We start from the raw sequence: 22,895 nt of genomic DNA, 5'->3' as shown, positions 1-22,895 counted from the left end.
CAAACGCTACCCACGGTGTGGCAATACCCACACGTCGAAGCGGGTGTGTTGTCCGATCCCTACCTTGGCCCCGAGCGGGTCCATAGGACAGGATCGGCTCTCATGGACCTGCTGAACACGCTGGTGGACAAGGGGCTTCGGCGCGAGCTGCCGACCCGCGAGGAGGCGCTGGCCGTGCTGGCCACCTCCGACGACGACCTGCTCGACGTGGTGGCCGCGGCCGGAAAGGTGCGCCGGCACTGGTTCGGACGGCGGGTGAAACTCAACTATCTCGTCAACCTGAAGTCCGGGCTGTGCCCCGAGGACTGCTCCTACTGCTCACAGCGGCTGGGCTCCTCGACGGGCATCCTCAAGTACACCTGGCTCAAGCCCGAGCAGGCCTCCCAGGCCGCGGCCGCCGGCCTCGCGGGCGGCGCCAAGCGGGTCTGCCTGGTGGCGTCCGGGCGCGGTCCGACCGACCGTGACGTGGACCGGGTCGCGGGCACCATCAAGGCGATCAAGGAGCAGAACGAGGGCGTCGAGGTGTGCGCCTGTCTCGGTCTGCTCTCCGACGGCCAGGCCGAGCGGCTGCGCGAGGCGGGTGCGGACGCCTACAACCACAACCTCAACACGTCCGAGTCGACCTACGGCGACATCACGACCACCCACACCTACGCCGACCGGGTCGACACCGTGACCAAGGCGCACGCTGCCGGTCTGTCCGCCTGCTCGGGTCTGATCGCCGGCATGGGCGAGAGCGACGAGGACCTGGTCGACGTCGTCTACTCGCTGCGCGAGCTGGACCCCGACTCGGTTCCGGTCAACTTCCTGATCCCGGTCGAGGGCACCCCGCTGGCCAAGGAGTGGAACCTCACCCCGCAGCGCTGTCTGCGCATCCTGGCGATGGTCCGCTTCGTCTGCCCGGACGTCGAGGTCCGCATCGCGGGCGGCCGCGAGGTCCATCTGCGCACCATGCAGCCCCTCGCCCTCAACCTCGCCAACTCGATCTTCCTGGGCGACTACCTCACCACCGAGGGCCAGGCCGGCAAGGCCGACCTGGAGATGATCGCGGACGCCGGGTTCGAGGTGGAGGGCGCGGGCGAGGTGACGCTGCCGGAGCACCGGGCGACGGCCGGGGGCGGCTGCGGCTCGCACGAGTCCGCCGGCTGCGGGTCCCACGAGTGCGCGGGCTGCGGGTCCCACGAGGGCGGCGGGGTCTGCGGTACGACGGTCCCGGCGGCCGCCCCCGCCAACGAGGCGCGGACCGATCTCGTCGCCGTACGCCGTCGAGGCGCCGGAACGGATCTCGCGCCCAATGCCTGATCTGCCCGGCCTGCCGGTGCCGGAGCTGCTGGCGCTCGACCGGCGGCACGTGTGGCATCCGTACGGTCCGATGCCCGGCCGGGTCGATCCGCTCGTCGTGGAGTCGGCGAGCGGGGTGCGGCTGCGGCTCGCCGGGGGCCCCGAGCTGGTGGACGGGATGTCCTCCTGGTGGTCGGCGATCCACGGCTACAACCACCCGGTGCTGAACGAGGCCGCGCGCGAGCAGCTCGGGCGGATGAGCCATGTGATGTTCGGCGGGCTCACCCACGAGCCCGCCGTCCGGCTCGCGAAGCTCCTTGTCGACATGTCTCCCGACGGGCTGGAGCATGTCTTCCTCGCCGACTCGGGGTCCGTGTCGGTCGAGGTCGCGGTGAAGATGTGTCTGCAGTACTGGCGCTCGCTGGGCCGTACGCGCAAGCAGCGCCTGCTGACCTGGCGCGGCGGCTACCACGGTGACACCTGGCAGCCTATGTCGGTGTGCGACCCCGAGGGCGGGATGCACGAGCTGTGGTCCGGGGTCCTGCCCCGCCAGGTGTTCGTGGACGCGCCCCCGGCCGAGTACGAGGAGTCGTACGCGCACCAGCTGCGCGCGGCGATCGAGCGGCACGCGGACGAACTGGCCGCGGTGATCGTGGAGCCGGTGGTGCAGGGCGCGGGCGGGATGCGGTTCCACTCCCCCGCGTATCTGCGGGTACTGCGCGAGGCGTGCGACGCGCACGACGTGCTGCTGGTGTTCGACGAGATCGCGACCGGATTCGGGCGCACGGGCGCCCTGTTCGCCGCGGGGCACGCCGCCGTCACGCCGGACGTGATGTGTGTGGGCAAGGCGCTGACCGGCGGTTATATGACGATGGCGGCGACCCTGTGCACGCCTCGCGTGGCCGACGGGATCTCGCGGGGCGAAGTGCCGGTGCTCGCCCACGGCCCCACCTTCATGGGGAACCCGCTCGCCGCCTCGGTGGCCTGCGCGTCGATCGACCTGCTGCTCGGGCAGGACTGGCTCGCGGAGGTCAAGCGGATCGAGGCGGGGCTGCGGGAGGGGCTGGCGCCGGCCCGTGACCTCCCGGGGGTGAGGGACGTGCGGGTGCTCGGCGCCATCGGGGTCGTGCAGCTGGACCACGACGTCGACATGAGGGCCGCGACGGAGGCCGCCGTACGCGAGGGCGTGTGGCTGCGGCCGTTCCGCGACCTCGTCTACACGATGCCGCCGTACGTCACGGGCGACGAGGACGTGGCACGGATCGCGCGTGCGGTGTGCGCCGCCGCCCGGGAGGGATGACATGACGGTACTGGTGATCACGGGGACGGGCACGGAGGTCGGCAAGACCGTCACCACGGCCGCCGTCGCCGCCGCCGCGCTCGCCGCCGGACGGACGGTCGCCGTCCTGAAGGCCGCGCAGACCGGCGTACGGCCGGACGAGCCCGGGGACGCCGATGAGGTCGCCAGGCTCGCGGGTGCCGTGACGAAGGCCGAACTCGCCCGCTTTCCGGAGCCGTTGGCCCCGGCGACGGCCGCGCGGCGGGCCGCTCTCCGGCCGGTGCGCCCGCGGGAGGTCGCCGAGGCCGCCGCCAAACTGGCCGTCGAGCACGATCTGGTGCTGGTGGAGGGGGCGGGCGGGCTGCTCGTCCGCTTCGACGACGAGGGCGGGACGCTGGCCGACGCGGCGGAGCTGCTGCGGGCGCCGGTCCTGGTCGTGGCGTCGGCGGGTCTGGGCACGCTCAACACCACGGAGCTGACGGCCCGTGAACTTGGCCGCCGTGAACTCGACTTGGCGGGTGTGGTGATCGGCAGCTGGCCCGACTCCCCCGACCTCGCCTCGCGTTGCAACCTCGCGGATCTTCCGGACGTGTCCGGGGCTCCACTGCTCGGCGCCCTGCCGGCCGGCGCCGCCCGGCTGGCCCCCGCCGACTTCCGTGCCGCGGCGCCTGGTTGGCTGGCACCGCGGCTGGACGGGACATGGGACGCGGAGGTGTTCGGGGTGCGCGAGGCGCCCTGAGAAGTCCTCAGGGGGATCTCGTGCGCGGGCGCGCGCCCGTCGGGCGGCGATCTGGCAGTCGGCGGGGGCACGAGTGCGCGGAGTTCGGCACGGGCCCATGTCGCGCAGTGGGGTGCTCCGAAGTGTGCGAAGTCTGTGTGCGGCGGATCGTCTCCCGGCGGGCCGCCCCGCGCGGGACGACGTTGTCCGGCCGCCCGCGCACGACGAGGGATGTCGGCGTTGCCCACGCCGTCCACGATCAGGTGCGCGACTTCGTCCGGTGAGCCCGCGCAGGGGTGCGACACGGTCCCGCGGGGGACAATTGCGGTGAGGTCAGTCCTGTCCGGTGAGGGAGGCTGCCATGGCGCCGCGGTCCGCCGGTTCCGGCAAGGTGTCCCGGGACCCCGTCCACCATCCGCTGTTCGCCCGGTACTACGCCCGGGTCAGTGTCGCCGCCGATACCCGGATGGGCATGGCCGGGGTGCGGGAGCGGCTGCTCGCCGGGCTGTCCGGGCGGGTGCTCGAGATCGGCGCGGGCAACGGCCTGAACTTCTCGCACTATCCCCGCGCGGTCTCCGAGGTCGTGGCGATCGAACCGGAGCGCCGGCTGCGGCAGTTGGCGGTGGAGGCCGCCCTGCGCTCGGAGGTGCCGGTCGACGTGGCACCCGGGGCCGCGGAGGCGCTGCCCGTCAAGAGCGAGGCCTTCGACGCCGTGGTGATCTCGCTGGTGCTGTGCAGTGTGCGCGACGTGCCGCGCGCGCTCGGCGAGGTGCGCCGGGTGCTGCGGCCCGGCGGGGCCGTGCGGTTCTTCGAGCACGGCAGGGGCGGCGGCCCGGCGATGCGCTTCACCCAGCGCGCCCTGGACCGCACGCTGTGGCCGCCGCTGAACGGCGGCTGCCATCTGGGGCGCGACCCGGTCGCGGCCCTGCGGGCGGCCGGATTCGAACTCGGCCCCTACCGGCGGGTGTTGATGCCGGAAAAGGGGCCTACGCTGCCCACGTCCTTCTGCGTGCTGGGCACCGCCTGGCGGCCACCGACGGCGGAGCGCTGATCAGAGCGTCCATCTCCGCAGCTCGCGGGCGATGTCGTGCACCGAGGCGTCGCCCTTCTTGGCCACCTTGGCGAGGTCCCGGACGAGTTCGGGCGAGGTGACGACCCTGAGCCCGCTCGCGACGAGATAGGCGTACCCGACCGCGCAGGCGAAGAGCACGTTGGTGCGCTCCAACGCCGGGACGTGGATGAGGAGTTGCAGGAGGGCGGCGGCACGCAGGTGCGGGCCGTCGTAGACCGGGATGTCGAAGATCTCCGCCTGGTGGCGCGCCACGGCGGCGACCAGGGCGCCCCAGTCGGTGACCTGGGGATCGCCCGGGGTCTTCTGCTCCGCGAGCATCAGCAGCCAGGCGAGGTCGATGTGCAGATCGCTCAACGAGTCTCGTGGTCCTTGCCGAACTCCTCCGCGAACACGGACTCGTACTGCTTCATGAAGTCGGCCGCGGCCTCCACGAAGGCCTGGCCCGCCTCGCCGGTGTCTTTCATGACCAGTTCCTCGATGTAGCGGTTGACGCTCACGCCGCGGGCGAGGGCACGTTCACGGGCGGCGCGGGCGGTGCCCTCGTCCACCCGCACGTTCAACTGAGTCTTCGCCATACCTCGAAGCTAGCGCCAAAGTGCTAGCAAGGGCAAGGGGGGGCTGGCGGCCGGTGGAATGTGCCCCTTACATCGACATCGGGAGCCCGACCTGCGGTGGAGGCCTTCTCGACCCCACGGGGGATATCCGGTGTGGGGTGGATCACATTACCCTCGGCCGGATGGGGACCACCCGGTCCGCGAGCACCGTCCACGGACGCCGTCCACGGATGCCGTCCACGAGCGAGGAGAGAGCCTTGTCCACAGCTGCTGCGGAGCACGCCCCGGCCGACGCGATCGCGGCCCGCGCCCGCGGTCTGACCAAGGCGTACGGCTCGGGCGAGACGGCCGTGATCGCCCTGGACTCGGTGGACGTGGACATCGCGCGGAGCCGCTTCACCGCGGTCATGGGACCCTCGGGCTCCGGGAAGTCCACGCTGATGCACTGCCTGGCGGGGCTCGACACCGTGTCGGCCGGCCAGGTGTGGCTCGGCGACACCGAGATCACAGGGCTCAAGGAGCGCGAACTGACCCGGCTGCGCCGGGACCGGATCGGGTTCATGTTCCAGTCGTTCAACCTGATCCCGACGCTGAACGCGGCCGAGAACATCACCCTGCCCATGGACATCGCGGGCAAGAAGCCCGACGAGAAGTGGCTGGACCAGGTCATCGACACCCTGGGCCTGCGGGACCGTCTGAAGCACCGGCCCGCGCAGCTCTCGGGCGGCCAGCAGCAGCGCGTCGCGTGCGCCCGGGCGCTCGCCTCCCGGCCCGAGCTGATCTTCGCGGACGAGCCGACCGGCAACCTCGACTCCCGGGCGGGCCTGGAAGTCCTCGGGTTCCTGCGTGAGGCCGTCGACCAACTCGGGCAGACCGTCGTCATGGTCACCCACGACCCGGGCGCCGCCGCCCACTCCGACCTGGTGCTCTTCCTCGGGGACGGGCGGATCGTGGACAGCATGGAGCTGCCCACCGCGGAGGCCGTGCTGGAGCGCATGAAGCGCTTCGACGTGATCCGCGGCCAGTTCGACGCCGACGCCGACACCGACGAGGACTGACCCCGTGCTGAAGGCGACCCTGCGCAGTTTCCTCGCCCACAAGGGACGGCTGCTGCTCTCCGCGCTGGCCGTGGTCCTGTCCGTGGCGTTCGTCTCGGGCAGCCTGATCTTCTCCGACACCCTGAGCCGCACCTTCGACCGGCTCTTCGCCTCGACCGCGCCCGACCTCACGATCAGCCCCGAGGAAGACCTGAAGGAGGCCATCCCGTCCGGCACCACGGCCACCCTGCCGGCCGCGCTCGCGGACCGGGTCGCCCGGGTCGACGGGGTCGGTGCCGCGCGCTTCGACGCGGAGGACGACGGCATCACCGTCGCCGACGCCGAGAACGAGTCGGTGGGATCGACCACCGGCGCCCCCACCATCGGCACCGACTGGAACCCGACCTCGCGCAGCCCCGTGAAGCTCACCTCGGGCCACGCCCCGCACGGCCCGTCGGAGGCGCTGCTCGACTCGGAGACCGCCGACCGCAAGGACCTGCACATCGGCGACCCGCTCACCGTGATCGCGGCGCCCGGCTCGTTCAAGGTGCGGATCGTCGGCATCGCTACGTTCACCACCACCAACCCCGGTGCCACGCTGCTGTTCCTCGACCCGCCGACCGCGCAGGCGAAGCTGCTCGGCTCCGCGAAGGCCGCCACCAGCATCTCGGTCGACGCGGCGGAGGGCGTCAGCAACGACCAGCTCAAGCAGCGCGTGACCGCCGCGCTCGGGACGGGAACCTACGAGTACCGGACCGCCGACGAGCAGGCGAAGTCGGACGTCGACCAACTGGGCGGATTCCTCGACGTCATCAAGTACGTCATGTTGGGATTCGCCGGGATCGCCGTCCTCGTCGGTGTGTTCCTGATCGTCAACACCTTCTCGATGCTGATCGCCCAACGCACCCGTGAGCTGGGCCTCCTGCGCGCACTCGGCGCCGACCGGCGCCAGGTCCGCCGCTCGGTGCTGACCGAGGCCACACTGCTCGGCCTGGTCGGCTCCACGGTCGGGCTCGGCACGGGCATCGGGCTCGCCGTCGGGCTCATCGCGCTCATGAACGCCTTCGGCATGAACATCCGGACCGGCGAGATGGTCATCGGCTGGGGAACCCCCGTGGCGGCCTACGTCGTCGGCGTGGGCGTCACCTTCGTCGCGGCCTATCTCCCGGCCCGGCGCGCGGCCGGTGTCTCCCCCATGGCGGCCCTCGCGGACGCCGAGATCGCGGGGATCGGAAAGCCGCTGCGCACGCGGGCGATCGTGGGCGGGGTGGTCGGCGCGGCGGGCGCGGCCGCGCTGGTGGGCTGTGTCACCTCCTCGAAGACGGCGTCCGCGGCCTCCCTCCTCGGCCTCGGCGTCGTCCTGACGCTCCTGGCCACCGTCATCGCGGGCCCGCTGCTGGTGCGGCCGGTGATCCGGGTGCTGGGCGGCGCCTTCCCGGCCCTCTTCGGCCCGGTGGGGCGGATGAGCCAGCGCAACGCCCTGCGCAACCCCCGCCGTACCGGCGCCACCGCGGCCGCCCTCATGGTCGGGCTCGCCCTGGTCGGCGGGATGTCCGTGGCCAGCGCCTCGATGTCCAAGTCCTTCGACGACCAGATCGACAAGACGCTGGGCGCCGACTACGTCGTGCAGAACGGCAACTTCCTGCCGTTCCCGCAGGAGGTCACGGACGCGGTGCGCAGGACCGAGGGCGCGGGGCTCGTCGTGCGGTCTCGGTTCGCCCCGATCGCCGTACGGCTGCCGGACGGCAAGCGCGTGGAGACCAGCGCCGCCGGGTACGACCCGCAGCTCGACGAGGTCGCCCACATCACCTACGCGCAGGGCGACACCGCGGCCGCGCTCGCCACCGGGCACCTCGCCATGGACTTGGACTTCGCCCGCGACCATCACGTGAAGGTCGGCAGCAGGATCCCCGTCGAGTTCCAGGGCGGCCGCCGGACCGAACTGACCGTGGGCGCCCTCACCGACCAGGACTCGGCGGACGGGTTCGGGACGCAGGGCGGCATCTACTTCGGTCTGGGCACGCTGGAGCAGTTCGTGCAGGGCGGCCAGGACTCCGCGCTGTATGTGAACGCCGCCTCAGGCGTCGGCGCGGACCGGCTGCGCGCGGGCCTGGAGAAGACGCTCGACCCGTATCCGCAGGTCCAGGTGCGTGACCTCGCCGACTACAAGGACCTGGTCCACGACCAGATCGCCGTCCTGCTCTATCTCGTGTACGCGCTGCTCGGGCTCGCGATCGTCATCGCGGTGCTGGGCGTGGTCAACACTCTCGCCCTGTCGGTCGTGGAGCGCACCCGGGAGATCGGGCTGCTGCGCGCCATCGGGCTCGCCCGCCGTCAGCTCCGGCGGATGATCCGGCTGGAGTCGGTGGTCATCGCCGTGTTCGGCGCGGTCCTCGGGCTCGCCCTGGGACTGGTGTGGGGTGTGTGCACCCAGCAGGTGCTGGCGCTCCAGGGACTGAACGCGCTGGCGATCCCGTGGGGCACGATCGTCGCGGTCGTCGTCGGCTCGGCGGTGGTGGGCATCGTGGCGGCGCTGCTGCCGGCGTTGCGTGCATCGCGCATGAACGTACTGGCGGCCATCGCGCACGAGTGATGGAATCGCGGGGCAGACAACTCAAGTCGCTTGATGCTGAGGAGAGTTCATGCCCCGCCCCGAACAGCTCCGCCCCTTCCGCTTCGCCGTCAACCTGACCGCCGCCGCCACCGACGAGGACTGGCGCACCAAGTGTCGGCGGGCCGAGGAACTCGGTTACGACGTGATCCTGGTCCCCGACCATCTCGGCAAGATCGCGCCGTTCCCGGCGCTGGTCGCGGCGGCGGAGGTCACCGAGCGGCCACGGCTGGGCACGTTCGTCCTCAACGCGGGGTTCTGGAACCCGGCACTGCTCGCCCGTGAGGTCGCCACGGTGGACGCCCTCACCGGCGGTCGCCTCGAACTCGGCCTGGGCACCGGCTATGTGCGGTCCGAGCACGACGGGGCGGGGCTGCCCTTCGGCTCGCCGGGCGAGCGGGTGGACCATCTGCGGCGCACGGTCGAGGAGCTGGAGCGGCTGCTGTCCTCGGCGGACCATGTGCCGCAGCCGGTGCAGCGGCCCCGGGTACCTCTCCTGATCGGCGGCATAGGCAACCGGATGCTGAGGCTGTCCGCCGAGCACGCCGACATCATGGCCTTCACCGGGGCGACCCTGGTGCCGGGCAACACGACCGGCAAGCTGATCCCGACCACCGCCGAGCAGCTCGACGAGCGCGTCGCGCGCTATCTGCACCTCGCCGAGGGGCGCAAGGAGCCTGCCGAACTGAACCTGCTCGTCCAGACAGTGGTCGTCACCGACGACCGCGAGGCCGTCGCCACCCCGTTCCTGCACCGGTTGCCGGACCTGACCCTGCAGCAGGCCCTGGACCTGCCCATCATGCTGGTCGGCACGGTCGACGAGATCGTCGCGCAGGTGCTGGCACAGCGCGAACGGTACGGCTTCACCTATCTGACGGTGCTGGAGGCGTCCATGGAGGCGTTCGCGCCGGTGATGGCGCGGCTGCGCGGGCAGTAGCCGTCCGGATGGCGGAACTCCGGGTGCCGTGCCGTCGGGCGTGATGGGATCGCCGTATGACCGACCTGCGGATACGGGCCGCGACGCCCGACGACCTCGACACCGTGCTGGCCTTCTGGACGCGGGCTGCCGAGGGGACGAGCATCAGCGACGACCGGGACGGCGTGGAGCGGCTGGTCACCCGCGACCCCGAGGCGCTGATCCTGGCCGAGCTCGACGGCGAACTCGTCGGCACGGTGATCGCGGGGTTCGACGGCTGGCGGTGTCATCTGTACCGGCTCGCGGTGCACCCGGAACGCCGTCGGCGGGGCATCGGTTCGGCGCTGCTCACGGCCGCGGAGGACCGGTTCGTACGGCTCGGCGGGCGGCGCGGGGACGCGATGGTGCTGGTGCGCAACGAGACGGCACAGCACGCTTGGCGCGCGGCGGGGTATGCGCCCGAGGAAAAGTGGCGGCGCTGGGTGAAGCCCCTCGCCGGCTAGGACGGGCGATCCTGGGGACCCTGTCCGATCATGGGACGGAGGTGACCCGATGACCGAAGTGCTCCTCCTGCTGGTGGCGATCCTGCTCTCGCTGGCCTGCGGTGCCTTCGTGGCGGCGGAGTTCTCGCTGACCACGGTGGACCGCGGCCAGTTGGAGCGGGCGGCGGAGAGCGGTGAGCGGGGCGCGTCCGGCGCCCTGAAAGCCGTACGGAATCTGACGTTCCAGCTGTCCGGGGCGCAGCTCGGGATCACCGTGACCAACCTGGTCGTCGGCATGCTCGCCGAACCGTCGATCGCCGCGCTGATCGCGGGGCCCCTGGAGTCGCTCGGGATCTCGCGGTCCACGTCCCGGTCGCTGGCGCTGGTGCTCGGCACCGCGCTGTCGACCGTCTTCCTGATGGTGGTCGGCGAGCTGGTGCCCAAGAACTGGGCGATCTCCTCGCCGTTGGCCATGGCCAAGCGGGTGGGCACCGCGCAGAGCTGGTTCAGCGCGGCCTTCCGCCCCTTCATCACCCACCTCAACAACACGGCCAACCGGGTGGTGCGCCGCTTCGGTCTGGAACCCGCCGAGGAGCTGGCCTCCGCGCGCGGGCCGCAGGAGCTGGCCGCGCTGGCCCGGCACTCCGCCCGGGCGGGCGCGCTGGAGGCGGACACCGCCGAGTTGTTCGTCCGGACGCTCAACCTCGCCGACCTGACCGCGGAGAACGTGATGACCCCGCGGGTGCAGGTGATCGCCCTGGACGTCCAGGCCACCTGCGAGGACGTGGCGAACGCGACGCGCGCGACCGGGCTGTCCCGGTTCCCCGTCTACCGCGGCAGCCTCGACTCGGTCGTCGGCATCGCGCACATCAAGGACATCCTGGCGGTACCGGCCGACCGCCGGCCCCGCGCCTCGGTCGCCGAGCTGCTGCGCGAGCCGCTGCTGGTGCCCGAGTCGCTCACCGTGGACCGACTCCTGGACCGGCTCTCCGGCAAGCGCACGATGGCGGTCGTCATCGACGAGTACGGCGGTACGGCGGGCGTGGCCACGCTGGAGGACATCGTCGAGGAGGTCGTCGGCGAGGTACGCGACGAGCACGACCCGCACGAGACGTCCGACCTGGCCGCCGCGGGCACCGACGAGGAGGGCAGGGAACTCTTCCAGGCCGACGGTTCGGCCCGCATCGACCAGCTCGCGCGCGTGGGACTACGGGCGCCCGAGGGGCCGTACGAGACGCTGGCCGGCCTGCTGGCGACGGAACTGGGCCGGATCCCGGCCGTCGGCGACTCGGTGGAGATCACCGGCTGGCAGCTGGACGTGACGGACGCACAGGGCCGGCGCGCGGCGCGAGTGTTGCTGCACGCTCCCTTGCCCGGGGAAGGGGCCGAGCGATGACGGTCGTCCAGTTGCTGATCGGTCTGGCGACGCTCGTCGTGAACGCCTTCTTCGTGGGGGCCGAGTTCGCGTTGATCTCCGTTCGGCGCAGTCAGATCGAGCCGTACGCCGAACAGGGCGACCGGCGTGCGAAGGGCGTGCTGTGGGGGCTGGAGCACGTCTCCGCGCTGATGGCGGCCGCGCAGCTCGGGATCACGTTGTGCACGCTGGTTCTGGGTGTCGTCGCGGAGCCGGCGATCGCGCATCTGCTGGAACCGGTGTTCCACGCGGTGGGCGTGCCGAAGGGCGCGGGGCACGCGGTGTCCTTCGTCATCGCACTGACCCTGGCGACCTATCTGCACATGCTGCTCGGCGAGATGGTCCCCAAGAACATCGCGCTCGCAGAACCGGTGCGCAGCGCGCTGCTGCTCGGGCCGCCACTGGTCGCGCTGGCGCGCGGGCTGCGCCCGGTGATCTTCGCGGTCAACGCCTTCGCGAACCTCCTGCTGAAGCTGCTGCGCGTGGAGACCAAGGACGAGGTCACGGCCACCTTCTCGGACGCCGAGCTGGCGCGGATCGTACGGGACTCCGGCGAGGCGGGGCTGATCGACGAGCGCGCGCGGGAGCGGCTGCACGACGCGCTGGAGCTGGGGCGGCGGCCGGTGCGGGACGTGGTGCTGCCGCTGGAAGAGGTCGTCTATGCGCGCGTGGGGGTCACGCCGGAGCAGTTGGAGGCGCTGTCGAACGAGTCCGGGTTCTCGCGGTTCCCGGTGGTGGACGAGGGGCGCCGGATCGTCGGCTACCTGCACGTCAAGGACGCGCTGGACGCCTCACCGCGGGATCTGCCGTTCCCGGTGCGGGACATGCGGCCGATCGCACGGATCCGGGAGAGCACCCCCCTGGACGACGTGCTGACGGCGATGCGGCGCAGCCGGACGCACCTGGCGGCGGCACTCGGCGCGGACGGGCGGCTGGCCGGGCTGGTGACGATGGAGGACGTGCTGCGGGAGCTGTTCGGACGGCAGGTGTGGCCCCCCGGACCCACCGACCGGTAAGTATGTGAGCGGGTTACCATTTCTTCCGCCATGCAGACGAATCCCACCTACTCCAGCCTGGTCGCGGTCGGCGACTCCTTCACCGAGGGCATGTCGGACCTGCTGCCGGACGGCTCCTACCGGGGCTGGGCCGACCTCCTCGCCGGCCGGATGGCCGCCGTGACGCCCGGCTTCCGGTACGCCAACCTCGCCGTGCGCGGCAAGCTGATCCAGCAGATCCTCGACGAGCAGATCGACGTGGCGGCGGCGATGCAGGCTGACGTGATCACGCTGGTGGGTGGCCTCAACGACACCCTGCGACCCAAGTGCGACATGGTCCGGGTGCGCGACCTGCTGACGGAGGCCGTGGAGCGGCTGGCCCCCGCTTGCAAGCAGCTGGTGCTGATGCGCAGCCCCGGCCGCCAGGGCCCGGTCCTGGAGCGTTTCCGGCCGCGCATGGAGGAGCTGTTCACGGTCGTCGACGAGCTCGCCGCACGCCACGGCGCGGTGGTCGTCGACCTGTACGGCGCCCCCTCGCTGGCCGACCCGCGCCTGTGGGACGTGGACCGGCTGCACCTGGCGGCCGAGGGCCACCGCCGGGTCGCCGAGGCCGTGTGGCAGACCCTCGGCTACGACCCCGAGGACACGGATTGGCGTACGCCGATCCCGGCGACGGTGCCCCCGAGGTGGGTCGCCCGGCGCATCGCGGACGCCCGCTTCGCCCGACAGCACCTGCTCCCGTGGATCGGCCGACGCCTGACGGGCCGCTCCTCGGGCGACGGCCTGCCGCCGAAGCGCCCCGACCTCCTGCCCTACGAGCACTAGGACGTCGTGCACACGCGCGTGGTCAACGTCAGGGGCCGTCTCCACGAGTACGGCCCCCGCCTCGAACACGCGCCCGCCGACCTTGTCTACGTCGGCCGTCGCTGGACGATGGGCGGCTGGGACCTGCCGAAGCACCCGCTCTACAACCCCTTCGCCTACGACACCCCCGCGCGCCGCCGGGACGGCACGCGGGCCGAGGTGATGGTGAAGTACCGGGCGTATCTGCTGGCGCGGCCGGATCTGCTCGCTCTGCTGCCCGGCCTTCGCGGCAAGGCCCTGGCCTGCTGGTGCGCGCCCGAACCGTGCCACGCCGAGGTCCTGGCGGAGCTCGCGGACGAGCTCTCGTGAATTCCGACTCACGGGACCCTGACGCTGGCCTGCGGGAATCGCCATTGGCGGCGACAACGCGTTCGGCAACTGGCCGGTGGTCCTCCCCCGGGCGGACGGTCTCGGAGGTACACGTTGCGACGCTCATGGGCCGCCGTCACTGGGACGGCGGCCCAGACGTGGCGGCCAACGCGCGGAGCGCGGTGACCGGTTTGCGCAGTCCATAGGCGACTGCCGTCGACGTTCCGTCGGCATGGCTCCAGGTCAGCAGCGCGCGTCCGTCTGCCACGCTGCCCTGCACCGTGGTCGGTTCGCCGATGAGCGGCAGGCGGCCGACGATTTTGACGGTGAGGCCGGCGACCTCTGTCCAGAAGTAGTCGTCCTGCGACGGTCCCGACGGGGGGAGACCGAGGACGGAGGCCGCCGCGGTCCTGCCCTGGGCGAGGGCGTTGGACCAGAAGGGCGCACGCCGGTCGGGCCGTGTGCCGTCGCCGCGGAGGTAGGTGACGTCGCCGGCGGCGAACACGCCGGGCACGGTGGTGGCGCAGGCATGGTCGATACCGACGCCGAGACGGTCGGCGAGGCCCGTCCCTGCCAGCCAGTCGATGCAGGGGACTTCTCCGGCGCAGGTGACCACCAGATCCGCGGTGAGTTCGGTGCCGTCGGGGAGCGCCACGCCGCTGACGGGGTCGCCGGTCAGGGTGGCGAAGCCGGTGGCCTGTACGAAGCGGATGCCGTACGCCGCAGCGCGTGCGGTGATCGCGGCGGACAGATGGTCGCCGAGGATGCGTTCCAGGGGCCGGTCGGTGTCCACGACGGTGACCGGGATGCCGCGGGCGGCGCAGGCGCTGGCCACCTCCATGCCGAGGAAGCCGGCGCCGATCACGATCGCCGAGCCGGCCTCCGCCAGGCGGACGCGGAGCAGGCGGGCGTCGTCCAGGGTGCGCAGGACGCGTTCGCCGCGCTGCCTGGGGGCGGCGAGCCTGCGGGCCTCCGCTCCAGTGGCGACGATCAGCGCGTCGTAGCCGACCTGGCGGCCGTCGGCGGTCGTGACGGTGCGACGCCGGGTCTCGGCCGTGACGGCGGCCGAGCGGATGACGTCGACGTCGAGCCCGTCGAGGGCCAGGCCCAGGGTCTGGTCCGCGGCCGGGTCCTTCAGGACTGCCTTGGACAGGGGCGGGCGGGAGTACGCACCGTGGTCCTCGGCGCCGATGAGCACGACGGGTCCGGTGTGGCCGAGGGTGCGCAGGTGGCGGGCCGCGGCGGTGCCGGCGAGTGACTCGCCGACGATGAGCACCGTGCGCGGTGCGGTCACGACAGGACTCGCAGGGCGGCGACCGGGCAGGCGTTGACAGCTGCGCGAGCGGCCGGCCGATGCGCGTCGGGGACTTCGGCGCCCTCGAAGTGGTAGGTGAGTTCGGCGTCGTCGTCCAGGCTGAAGACGTCGGGAGCCTGGTCGGCGCACAGGCCGTGGCCTTCGCAGCGTGGATGGTCGACGGAGATCTTCATGGTGCTGTCCTCAGCAGTCCTCGAAAGGGCGAGCGGCGGGGTTCAGGCAGGGATGAGTTCGAGTGGCAGGCGCCCGAGGCGGTGGATGACGTTGTTCAGGGCCCACTCGGGTGGGCCGGTGGCCTCGATGCGGTCGACGCGTTCGACCAGGGCGTGGAGGATCGCGGAGGTCTCCATGCGCGCCAGTCCCTGGCCGGCGCAGCCGTGGGCGCCCTGCCCGAAACCGAGTTGGCGGGCGGCGTCGCGGCGGATGTCGAAGGTGTCCGGGTCGTCCCACTCCAGCGGGTCGCGGTTGGCGGAGCCGTACAGGACCAGTACCCGGGAGCCCTTGGGGAGGGCGATGCCCGCCAGTTCCGTGTCACGGGCAGCGGTGCGGGAGAAGGCGCGGATCGGGGATTCGTAGCGGACGACTTCGTTGACCGCTTTCGGGACGAGGTCCGGGTCCGCCTTCAGCAGGCGCCACTGTTCGGGGTGGCGGGCGAACAGGTACAGCGCGCTGGAGATGGCGCTGATGGTGGTGTCCAGGGAGGGTGCCAGGTAGTCGATCATCATGGTGGCGCACTCGGCGGGCATGATCCGGCCCTCGTCGGCGGCGCGCAGCAGGTCGTGGCCCATGCTGCCGTCCAGCACGGACCGGTCACGGACGACACCGCGCGCGTAGCGCAGCATGCCGAGGGCCGCGGGCAGTGTGCGCACCGCCTGGCGGTTGACGGGGCCCATGGCGTCGAAGGTGGCACCGGCCCAGCGCAGCAGATGCTCGCGGCCCTGCTGGGGCCAGCCGACCAGGTCGGGGACGACTGCCATCGGCAGCGCCATGGCGAACTCCACCGCGTCGACCGTCCGCCGGGCCACGGCTGCCTCGACCACGGTGGCCGCCTGCTGTTCGACCGTGTCCTTCATCGTGCGCAGCGCCCTGGGAGTCAGGCGGTGTGCGAGGAGGGAACGGCGGCGGGCGTGCTCCTCGCCGTCACTGCACAGGGTGGTGCCCTGGCCTGCACGGTTGGCGACCGGGTTGAGGGCGACACCGCCCGAGGAGACGAAGGTGTCGTCGTCCAGCAGCACTTGCTTGCACTCGGCGTAGCGCGGGAGGGCGTAGACCTTGTGCTTGCTCAGCCAGACCACGGGGCCCAGCTCACGCAGTGCGGCGTAGTGCGGATGAGTGTCGCGGATGGCCGACGCCGAGTACAGATCGGGACGGTAGGCGGGGATCTCCGTGAGCATGGGCATGAAGGGCCCTCCTGAAGGAGCCGCGCGAGAGGGGGACGGGGTGCGTGTGGGGCAGGCGGTCCGCGGACGTTTGCGTTGCACGGACCGGTGCCGTCATCGCAACGACGCCGTAATGATGAAATACTCAAGCTTGATGGAATGCCGCGTCAAGAGTTACGACCAAGAAAACGATGAACTCATCAGAACTGCTGATTCCCTCTTGCGCGCCGCGGTCACAGCCGGCCACGCTCCTCCCCGTCCAGCTCGGCCCAGACCGTCTTGCCCTGCCGGGCATGGCGCGTTCCCCAACGCTCGGCGAGCTGGGCGACGAGGAACAGGCCGCGTCCGCCCTCGTCGAAACTGCGGGCCCGGCGCAGATGGGGGGTGGTACTGCCGGCGTCGGAAACCTCGCACAGCAGAGAGCGGTCACGGATGAGACGCAGGCGGATGGGGGGCCGGCCGTAGCGGATGGCGTTGGTGACCAGTTCGCTGACCACCAGCTCGGTCAAGAAGGCGAGTTCCTCCAGTCCCCAGGCGGCCAACCGCTCGGAGGTGTTCGCACGGGCCCGGGCGACGGCAGCCGGATCGGCGTCCACGTCCCAGGCGGCCACCTGGTGGTCCCCGAGGGCACGGGGACGGGCCAGCAGCAGAGCGACGTCGTCGTAGGGCCGGTCCGTTGGTACCAGGGCCTGGAGCACTGTGTCGCAGGCGGCTTCCAGGGACGCGGAGGGCTGGGCCAGGGCGCGGCGCAGGAGGGTGAGGCCTGCGTCGATGTCTCGATCGCGACCTTCGACCAGGCCGTCGGTGTACAGGGCGAGCAGGCTGCCTTCGGGCAGGTCGACCTCCGCCGCTTCGAACGGCAGTCCGCCCAGGCCCAGCGGTGGACCGGGCGGCAGATCCAGAAGGTCGACGGTGCCGTCGCCGCTCACCACCGCGGGCAGCAGGTGCCCTGCGCGGGCCAGGGAGCAGCGGCCGTCGACGGGGTCGTAGACGGCGTACAGGCACGTGGCACCGATTTCCCCGGCCGTTTCCGTCTCCGGGTCGCCCGACGCCTCGGCGGACAGCCGGATGACGACGTCGTCCAGGTGCGTCAGCAACTCCTCCGGAGGCAGATCAAAGTCGGCGAGGGTGCGCACCGCGGTGCGCAGGCGCCCCATGGTGGCGGCGGCGTGAATGCCGTGGCCGACCACGTCGCCCACGACCAGGGCGACCCGGGCACCGGACAGCGGGATGACGTCGTACCAGTCGCCGCCCACACCGGCCTGGCCGCCGGCCGGCAGGTAACGGCAGGCGACGTCGACAGCGGACTGCTCCGCCGTACGCCGTGGCAGCAGACTGCGCTGCAAGGTGAGGGCCGTGCTCCGGGCGTGTGTGTAGCGGCGGGCGTTGTCGATGGCCAGGGCCGCCCTGGCCGCGACCTCTTGGGCGAGGAACAGATCCTCGTCGTCGAAGGGAACCGGGTTGCGGTGACGGCGGAACCGCGCGACGCCGAGAGTGGCGCCGCGCGCACTCAGCGGCACCACCAGCGTCGAGCGGGCAGAGTTGGGGCCGACGACAGCGGCCGGATCCGTCGGCGTCGCCGTGTGCCGGGAGGGCTTGCCGGTGGCCAGGGCGTGTGCCGTGACCGATCCGTCCGGGCAGGCGTGAACCTCCCCCAGCCCCGCCGTCGGCTCCGGGCCGACGCCTTGTACCGAGGACGCCTGGGCGACGCGGTGCAGTACAAGGAGGCCCGGCGCCGGAGTGTCGTGCCCGTGGATCACGGAGTCGAGCAGGTCGACGGTGACCATGTCGGCGAAATGATCGAGGGCGAGGTCCGCCAGCTCCTGGGTGGTGCGAGCGATGTCCAGGGTGGTCCCGATGCGCAGACCGGCCTCGTTCACCAGGGACAGCCGCCACTGCAGGCGACGGTCCCGCTCCTCCTGGAACGCCATGACACCCTGCTCGGACGCGTCGTCCACGTATCCGTTGGCCATGGCGATCAGGAGGCGCGATGCCGCGCTGACCAACTCCGCGTCCTTCGTCAGCCGCGGCATCTCAGCAAGCAGTCTGTCCAGGACGACGCCCTGACCGAGCCGGAAGGCCCGCAACAGCGCTGTGACCGGCGCGCCGTGCCGGGCCAGCCGACGTGCTCTTTCCAGCTCGGCGGCCGGCGGATCGATGTCGCTCGGCTCGATGCCGTGTTCCAGGCCGACCAGTACACCGACGACGTGCTCGGCGATGTTCTCGGACGTCATGCGGACGAGATCCGGGTTGCTCCACAGTTCGGGAACCTCACGCCGCAGACACCGCACCACGTCGGCGATCACCTCGTCCGCCATGGGCCCGAGGTCACCGGCGACACGGGACACAAGGCCGGCGGCCGTGTACTCCACACCATCGACGGTACGCCGGAAACAGGGCCCGTGAGCCGTCGGGCGTCGACAGCCTCCCGCTCGACCCGGCGCACACTCGGACCGTCAGCCGGTGACGGCGTACGCCACCGCCATCAGGGCCAGTACCGCGGCGGGCAGGGCCCGTGTACGTGCCCGCCAGCGGCTGCCGCAACCTACCTCGGCCTGCGCACCGAACACCCCCTGCTCGACCCCGCCTGTTCGGCATCCGGGGCTTCCGAGCCGGTGCCATCACCGTGCTGGTGCAGTTCACGGCCGTCTTCGGTTTCTTCTTCGTCGGCCTGCAATACCTGCAACTCATCCTGGGCTACAGCCCGTTGAAGGCCGCCGTGGCCCTTGTTCGGGTCGCGCCGGCGGTGCTGCCCACCTCCCTGCTCACCCCGCGCCTGGTCCACCGGGTCGGCATGAAGGCCGTCATGTCCGCCGGCCTGCTCCTGCTCGCCGTCGGCCTGTACGTCATCTCCTTCCTCGGCGTCGACTCCGGCTACCTGCCCTTCCTCGGCGGCCTGGTCCTGGCGGGCTTCTGCATCGGCCTGAGCGGAGCCGTCGGCACGGCGGCCATCAGCGGCTCCCTCGGCCAAGATCGAGCCCATTAGGGCGATGCCGAGCGCCTTCATGGACGGCTTGTCCGCCTCCCTGATCGCCGTGAGCGTCGCCGCGGCGATCGGCAGGCTGCTGCGCGCACCGAAGACACCGCCGGCGGCCGACTGACCTCCTGCGGCACCAAGGTCAGTGGGGACGGGTCCGTACCCGCTGACCTTGGTCTCCGCGGCAACGTGACCGAGGTACTAGGCACGTCGTGCCAGGCACGATTCGCCGGTCCCGCACGGGCAACAGCTCGCCCCGCGGGCACAGCACGCGCGGACGCCGTCGGACTGCGGGCGCATACATCCCGGTGACCGCCCGGCCGGTTCGCCGCCGAGTGACGCGGTAGGCCATGGACCTGCACTTGACACGATCGCCTTATCGGCAACAGTGTATCCACTATGAGCATCTGGTCCGAGCCGCAGCCCGATTCCCGGTTCGTCGTGGTGGATGGACTGCAGATCCACTACAAACGCGCCGGACGGGGGCCGACACTCGTCCTACTGCACGGCAGCGCTTCGTCGCTTCAGCACTTCGACCGCGTGGCGGCCCTGCTGTCGGAGTCGTTCGACGTCATCCGCCCCGACCTACCGGGGTGCGGCCTGACAGGCCCTCGCACCGACCGCGACTACCGCGTCCCGGCCTATGCCGCGACGGGGGCGGACTTCCTGGAGACCTTGGGCGTGCCGCGCTACGCCGTGGCGGGCAATTCACTGGGCGGCAACATCGCCTGGAACCTCGCGCTGGACCATCCGGAGCGGGTGACCGGCCTGGTGCTGGTCAATGCCACCGGATACCCGGAGAAGGAGGTACCGGCAGGCATCCGCCTGGCCCGCAACCCGCTGCTGCGCCCCCTGCTGCGGCGAGTGATGCCGCGCGGCGCCATCGAGCGCAACCTGCGCGCCCACGTCGGCCCACACTCGACGATCGTGGACGACGCCATGGTGGACCGCGCCCACCAGCTCATGAACCGGCCCGGGAACCGCTCGGCCTTCGTCGACTTCTGCAACACCGACCAGCCCGACCGCAGCGCGCAGATCCCCAGCATCACGACACCCACGCTCGTACTGCGCAGCGCGGGCGTCGACGGCCAGCACTTCACCCGCGACATCCCCGGCGCCCAGGAGCTCGTGCACCCGCACAGCGGTCACCTGCTGCCCGAAGAGGAACCCCAGTGGGTCTCGGACGCGATCGCGCAGTTCCTCCGCTCCTCCACCGACACCCCCACGCACTGAGGCCAAGGAGGCCCATTCCATGAAGTACTTCGTCGCACCGGGCGAGGACCGACAGCTCACCGCCGCATCGCGGCAAGCCCTGCGCGGCGGTTTCGTCGAACTCTCCGACGGCGTCACGCACTACGAACTGAAGGGCCCCGAGGACGGCGAGCTGGTCGTGATGGCGGGCGGCCTGACCATTCCGCTCTTCTACTGGGACGACCTCGTCACCGAGCTGAACGCCCGCGGACTGCGGACTCTGACCTGCAGCGCGTACGGCCGCGGCTACTCGGACCGCGTGCGGGCGCGATACGACGAAACCCTCTTCACGCGACAGCTGGCCGAGTTGACCGAACGGCTCGGCGTGTCCAAGCGCCCACTGCACCTCATCGGCACTTCCATGGGCGCGCTCGTCGCCATGACCTACGCCGCCCAGTACCGCTCGTCGGTGTCCACCCTGACCATCGTCGGGCCCGCCGGTCTCGCGAAACCGCGGCCGACCTCACCTCACCGGCTCCTGCGCAACGATCTGCTGGCCGGTGTCATCGCCCGGCGGCGCGGCCGCCAGATACTCCAGGGACACCTCGGGCACAACGTCCGCGACGCTCAGCTCGGCGCGAAACTGACGGACATGGTCCTCGACGCCTTCCGCTTCGAGGGTTCGCTGTACGCGGTCTTCGACACGCTGCAGCACCTGCCGGTCTCCGGACGGGACGATCTGTTCCGGCAGACGGGCGCGCTGGGGATTCCCACGCTGCTCCTGTGGGGCGACGAGGACAACGTCACGCCACTGACCCACCTCGACACGGCTCACGCCCTGCTGGCGCCCCGGCATCGTCATGTCATTCCGCAGTGTGGGCACATGGCCCCGTTCGAACGCCCGCGCCACGTCGCCGATCAGATCGTCCCGTTCGTGGCCGCACGCGCCGAAAGGCTCGACTCATGAAGAACCCGCAGGTCATCGACGTACTGGTCATCGGCGCGGGCCCCTCGGGCACTGCCGTGGCGATCGACCTCGTACGGCGCGGACTCGACGTGCGGATCGTCGACAGGTCCCCCCATGCCTTCGACGGCTCCCGCGCCAAGGGCGTCCAGCCCCGCAGCCTCGAAGTCCTCGAAGACCTGGGCGCCCTCGACGAGGTCCTCGCCGGCGGCAGCACCTACCCCAGGCTCGGGATCCATGCGGGACCCCTCGGCGTGCCCTGGAAGATGTTCCCCCACAGGGAGGCGGCCCCGGACATCCCCTACCCGAACACCTGGCTGATCCCTCAGTTCCGCACGGACCGCGCCCTGCACACCCGGCTCAGTGAGCTCGGCCGTGAGATCGAGTTCGGCAGGGAACTGACCGAGCTGACGCAGAACGAGGACACGGTGGTCGCCACGGTGGCGGGCGCGGACGGCACCGAGGAGATCGTCGCCCGCTACGTCGTAGGCGCTGACGGCGGTTCCAGTGTGGTGCGCAAGCAGCTCGAAATCGGGTTCGTCGGGACCACGGACGAAAGCGACCGGATGCTCATCGTCGATGCCTCGGTGACGGGGCTGGCCCGCAACCGGTGGCACATGTGGCCCGGCCGGGGCGGCAGGTTCATCGGCGCCTGTCCGCTCCCGCACAGCGACATGTTCCAGTGGATGATCCGTCTCAAGCCGGACGAAGAACCGCCTGCGAAGAGGGACGACATTGTCCAGCGGATCCACTCCCACACCCGTGATCGACGCATCCAGCTGCACGACATCCACTGGACTTCGGTGTTCCGGCCCAACATCCGCCTGGCGAAGAACTACGGCCGAGGGCGTGTCTTCCTTGTCGGTGACGCCGCGCACGTCCACACCCCGGCCGGTGCCCAGGGCCTGAACACCGGCGTGCAGGACGGCTACAACCTCGGCTGGAAGATCAGTCAGGTACTCGCCGGGGCGAACGCGGCGCTGCTGGACACCTACGAGGCCGAAAGACAGCCGATCGCCGCCGGGGTCCTGGGCCTGTCCACGGCGAAGTGGGGCGGCATCGCCAGACTCGACCCGTCGAGCATGAAGCGAGGCAAGGACGAACAGCAACTCGCCCTGAGCTACTACGGCGGCCCGCTGGCCCCCGCCGACGGCATGCGTACCTCGACGCTCCGCGTGGGCGACCGCGCCCCGGACGCGCAACTGCGCCGCGCCGACGGAACCGGGACCCGGCTGTTCGACGTCTGCCGCGGGCCGCACTTCACCGCCCTCGCCTACGGTTCCGATGCCGCCCGCGACCTCGAAGTGCTCGCCTGGCCGACGGCCGGCGCTCCGCTGAAGAGGCTGACGGTCGGGGCCAGTGCCGCCGACGGTCTCGCCCTCTCCGATCCTGAGAACACGCTGAAAAGTGCGTACGGCCTGGACGGCGACACGCTGCTGCTGATCCGTCCCGACGGCTACATCGGGCACATCGCCACCCGGGACTTCCTCACCGCCACACAAACCGCCGCGCGGGCAATGACGCCATGAGCAAGGAG

At 71.4% G+C, this 22,895-nt stretch carries 22 protein-coding genes; 16 read left to right on the top strand and 6 right to left on the bottom strand.

Annotated elements, in window-relative coordinates; translation table 11 throughout:
* The first annotated feature begins 102 nt into the window (after positions 1–102).
* The 4 genes from bioB (at position 103) to D1369_RS35260 (ending at position 4,329) form a co-directional block, all read left to right on the top strand.
* Entirely contained in the window at positions 103–1,302 is a 1,200-nt protein-coding gene (bioB, locus tag D1369_RS35275; RefSeq protein ID WP_037899185.1) for a biotin synthase BioB, read from the top strand.
* On the top strand, positions 1,295–2,581 hold the full coding sequence (locus tag D1369_RS35270; protein WP_007380439.1) for an adenosylmethionine--8-amino-7-oxononanoate transaminase: 1,287 nt from the start codon (positions 1,295–1,297) through the stop codon (positions 2,579–2,581). Before bioB ends, D1369_RS35270 begins: the two co-directional genes overlap by 8 nt.
* A gap of 1 nt (position 2,582) precedes the next feature.
* Positions 2,583–3,299 carry a dethiobiotin synthase gene (gene bioD / locus D1369_RS35265; RefSeq protein ID WP_007380440.1) on the top strand — a complete coding sequence of 239 codons (717 nt, stop codon included), beginning with the start codon at positions 2,583–2,585 and terminating at the stop codon, positions 3,297–3,299.
* A gap of 340 nt (positions 3,300–3,639) precedes the next feature.
* Positions 3,640–4,329 (top strand): class I SAM-dependent methyltransferase, encoded by a 690-nt coding sequence (locus D1369_RS35260; RefSeq protein WP_007380441.1) that lies wholly within the window; start codon positions 3,640–3,642, stop codon positions 4,327–4,329.
* Here D1369_RS35260 and D1369_RS35255 read toward each other — a convergent pair whose 3' ends face one another.
* Both D1369_RS35255 and D1369_RS35250 read right to left on the bottom strand, forming a co-directional pair.
* The gene (locus tag D1369_RS35255) at positions 4,330–4,704 is read right to left on the bottom strand and encodes a hypothetical protein (RefSeq protein ID WP_007380442.1); all 375 of its coding nucleotides are present in this window, start codon (positions 4,702–4,704) and stop codon (positions 4,330–4,332) included.
* Complete coding sequence (locus D1369_RS35250) at positions 4,701–4,925, bottom strand: hypothetical protein (protein WP_007380443.1); 225 nt, start codon at positions 4,923–4,925, stop codon at positions 4,701–4,703. The genes D1369_RS35255 and D1369_RS35250 overlap by 4 nt, the downstream gene beginning before the upstream one ends.
* A gap of 236 nt (positions 4,926–5,161) precedes the next feature.
* Between D1369_RS35250 and D1369_RS35245 the strand changes: the two genes are divergently transcribed.
* Genes D1369_RS35245 through D1369_RS35210 form a run of 8 tightly spaced genes read left to right on the top strand, consistent with a single transcriptional unit; the run spans position 5,162 to position 13,532 of the window.
* Positions 5,162–5,962 (top strand): ABC transporter ATP-binding protein, encoded by an 801-nt coding sequence (locus D1369_RS35245; RefSeq protein ID WP_037899187.1) that lies wholly within the window; start codon positions 5,162–5,164, stop codon positions 5,960–5,962.
* A gap of 4 nt (positions 5,963–5,966) precedes the next feature.
* Positions 5,967–8,534: an FtsX-like permease family protein gene (locus D1369_RS35240; protein ID WP_007380445.1), complete on the top strand. Its 2,568-nt coding sequence runs from the start codon at positions 5,967–5,969 to the stop codon at positions 8,532–8,534.
* Between the two features lie 49 nt (positions 8,535–8,583).
* Complete coding sequence (locus D1369_RS35235; protein ID WP_007380446.1) at positions 8,584–9,489, top strand: LLM class F420-dependent oxidoreductase; 906 nt, start codon at positions 8,584–8,586, stop codon at positions 9,487–9,489.
* 56 nt (positions 9,490–9,545) lie between these two features.
* Complete coding sequence (locus tag D1369_RS35230; RefSeq protein WP_007380447.1) at positions 9,546–9,971, top strand: GNAT family N-acetyltransferase; 426 nt, start codon at positions 9,546–9,548, stop codon at positions 9,969–9,971.
* A gap of 49 nt (positions 9,972–10,020) precedes the next feature.
* On the top strand, positions 10,021–11,346 hold the full coding sequence (locus D1369_RS35225; protein WP_007380448.1) for a hemolysin family protein: 1,326 nt from the start codon (positions 10,021–10,023) through the stop codon (positions 11,344–11,346).
* Entirely contained in the window at positions 11,343–12,380 is a 1,038-nt protein-coding gene (locus D1369_RS35220) for a hemolysin family protein (protein WP_007380449.1), read from the top strand. Before D1369_RS35225 ends, D1369_RS35220 begins: the two co-directional genes overlap by 4 nt.
* Positions 12,381–12,410: 30 nt before the next feature.
* On the top strand, positions 12,411–13,184 hold the full coding sequence (locus D1369_RS35215; protein WP_007380450.1) for an SGNH/GDSL hydrolase family protein: 774 nt from the start codon (positions 12,411–12,413) through the stop codon (positions 13,182–13,184).
* Positions 13,185–13,190: 6 nt separating this feature from the next.
* Positions 13,191–13,532, top strand: a complete 342-nt coding sequence (locus D1369_RS35210; RefSeq protein WP_007380451.1) for a DUF4326 domain-containing protein — start codon at positions 13,191–13,193, stop codon at positions 13,530–13,532.
* Positions 13,533–13,668: 136 nt separating this feature from the next.
* Here the strand turns inward: D1369_RS35210 and D1369_RS35205 are convergent, their stop codons facing one another.
* From D1369_RS35205 to D1369_RS35190, 4 genes are all read right to left on the bottom strand, one after another.
* Entirely contained in the window at positions 13,669–14,826 is a 1,158-nt protein-coding gene (locus D1369_RS35205; protein WP_037899190.1) for an FAD-dependent oxidoreductase, read from the bottom strand.
* Positions 14,823–15,020, bottom strand: a complete 198-nt coding sequence (locus D1369_RS35200) for a ferredoxin (RefSeq protein WP_007380453.1) — start codon at positions 15,018–15,020, stop codon at positions 14,823–14,825. The genes D1369_RS35205 and D1369_RS35200 overlap by 4 nt, the downstream gene beginning before the upstream one ends.
* Positions 15,021–15,062: 42 nt before the next feature.
* Positions 15,063–16,247: a cytochrome P450 gene (locus tag D1369_RS35195; RefSeq protein ID WP_007380454.1), complete on the bottom strand. Its 1,185-nt coding sequence runs from the start codon at positions 16,245–16,247 to the stop codon at positions 15,063–15,065.
* 212 nt (positions 16,248–16,459) lie between these two features.
* Positions 16,460–18,544: a SpoIIE family protein phosphatase gene (locus D1369_RS35190; RefSeq protein ID WP_202477333.1), complete on the bottom strand. Its 2,085-nt coding sequence runs from the start codon at positions 18,542–18,544 to the stop codon at positions 16,460–16,462.
* Between the two features lie 308 nt (positions 18,545–18,852).
* Here D1369_RS35190 and D1369_RS44170 point away from each other — a divergent pair, with 308 nt between their 5' ends.
* From D1369_RS44170 to D1369_RS35170, 4 genes are all read left to right on the top strand, one after another.
* On the top strand, positions 18,853–19,212 hold the full coding sequence (locus tag D1369_RS44170) for a hypothetical protein (protein WP_050789676.1): 360 nt from the start codon (positions 18,853–18,855) through the stop codon (positions 19,210–19,212).
* A gap of 390 nt (positions 19,213–19,602) precedes the next feature.
* Positions 19,603–20,436, top strand: coding sequence for an alpha/beta hydrolase (locus D1369_RS35180; protein ID WP_007380457.1), 834 nt, complete (start codon positions 19,603–19,605; stop codon positions 20,434–20,436).
* 19 nt (positions 20,437–20,455) lie between these two features.
* Positions 20,456–21,361 (top strand): alpha/beta hydrolase, encoded by a 906-nt coding sequence (locus tag D1369_RS35175; RefSeq protein WP_007380458.1) that lies wholly within the window; start codon positions 20,456–20,458, stop codon positions 21,359–21,361.
* Complete coding sequence (locus tag D1369_RS35170) at positions 21,358–22,887, top strand: FAD-dependent oxidoreductase (RefSeq protein ID WP_037899192.1); 1,530 nt, start codon at positions 21,358–21,360, stop codon at positions 22,885–22,887. The genes D1369_RS35175 and D1369_RS35170 overlap by 4 nt, the downstream gene beginning before the upstream one ends.
* Positions 22,888–22,895 lie beyond the last annotated feature (8 nt).

Source organism: Streptomyces sp. CC0208 (assembly GCF_003443735.1).
Classification (GTDB): Bacteria; Actinomycetota; Actinomycetes; order Streptomycetales; family Streptomycetaceae; genus Streptomyces; species Streptomyces sviceus.
Note: the sequence above shows the minus strand (reverse complement) of the source record. Positions and strands in the feature narration are given on the sequence as shown.

Bases quoted from the DNA above. Each gene is read 5' to 3' on its own strand.
- D1369_RS35195 (WP_007380454.1), bottom strand. From the start codon at position 16,247: ATGCCCATGCTCACGGAGATCCCCGCCTACCGTCCCGATCTGTACTCG.
- D1369_RS35225 (WP_007380448.1), top strand. From the start codon at position 10,021: ATGACCGAAGTGCTCCTCCTGCTGGTGGCGATCCTGCTCTCGCTGGCC.
- D1369_RS35250 (WP_007380443.1), bottom strand. From the start codon at position 4,925: ATGGCGAAGACTCAGTTGAACGTGCGGGTGGACGAGGGCACCGCCCGC.
- D1369_RS35270 (WP_007380439.1), top strand. From the start codon at position 1,295: ATGCCTGATCTGCCCGGCCTGCCGGTGCCGGAGCTGCTGGCGCTCGAC.
- D1369_RS35220 (WP_007380449.1), top strand. From the start codon at position 11,343: ATGACGGTCGTCCAGTTGCTGATCGGTCTGGCGACGCTCGTCGTGAAC.
- D1369_RS35230 (WP_007380447.1), top strand. From the start codon at position 9,546: ATGACCGACCTGCGGATACGGGCCGCGACGCCCGACGACCTCGACACC.
- bioB (WP_037899185.1), top strand. From the start codon at position 103: ATGGACCTGCTGAACACGCTGGTGGACAAGGGGCTTCGGCGCGAGCTG.
- D1369_RS35260 (WP_007380441.1), top strand. From the start codon at position 3,640: ATGGCGCCGCGGTCCGCCGGTTCCGGCAAGGTGTCCCGGGACCCCGTC.
- D1369_RS35180 (WP_007380457.1), top strand. From the start codon at position 19,603: ATGAGCATCTGGTCCGAGCCGCAGCCCGATTCCCGGTTCGTCGTGGTG.
- D1369_RS35215 (WP_007380450.1), top strand. From the start codon at position 12,411: ATGCAGACGAATCCCACCTACTCCAGCCTGGTCGCGGTCGGCGACTCC.
- D1369_RS35175 (WP_007380458.1), top strand. From the start codon at position 20,456: ATGAAGTACTTCGTCGCACCGGGCGAGGACCGACAGCTCACCGCCGCA.
- D1369_RS35235 (WP_007380446.1), top strand. From the start codon at position 8,584: ATGCCCCGCCCCGAACAGCTCCGCCCCTTCCGCTTCGCCGTCAACCTG.
- D1369_RS35170 (WP_037899192.1), top strand. From the start codon at position 21,358: ATGAAGAACCCGCAGGTCATCGACGTACTGGTCATCGGCGCGGGCCCC.
- D1369_RS35190 (WP_202477333.1), bottom strand. From the start codon at position 18,544: ATGGCGGACGAGGTGATCGCCGACGTGGTGCGGTGTCTGCGGCGTGAG.
- bioD (WP_007380440.1), top strand. From the start codon at position 2,583: ATGACGGTACTGGTGATCACGGGGACGGGCACGGAGGTCGGCAAGACC.
- D1369_RS35200 (WP_007380453.1), bottom strand. From the start codon at position 15,020: ATGAAGATCTCCGTCGACCATCCACGCTGCGAAGGCCACGGCCTGTGC.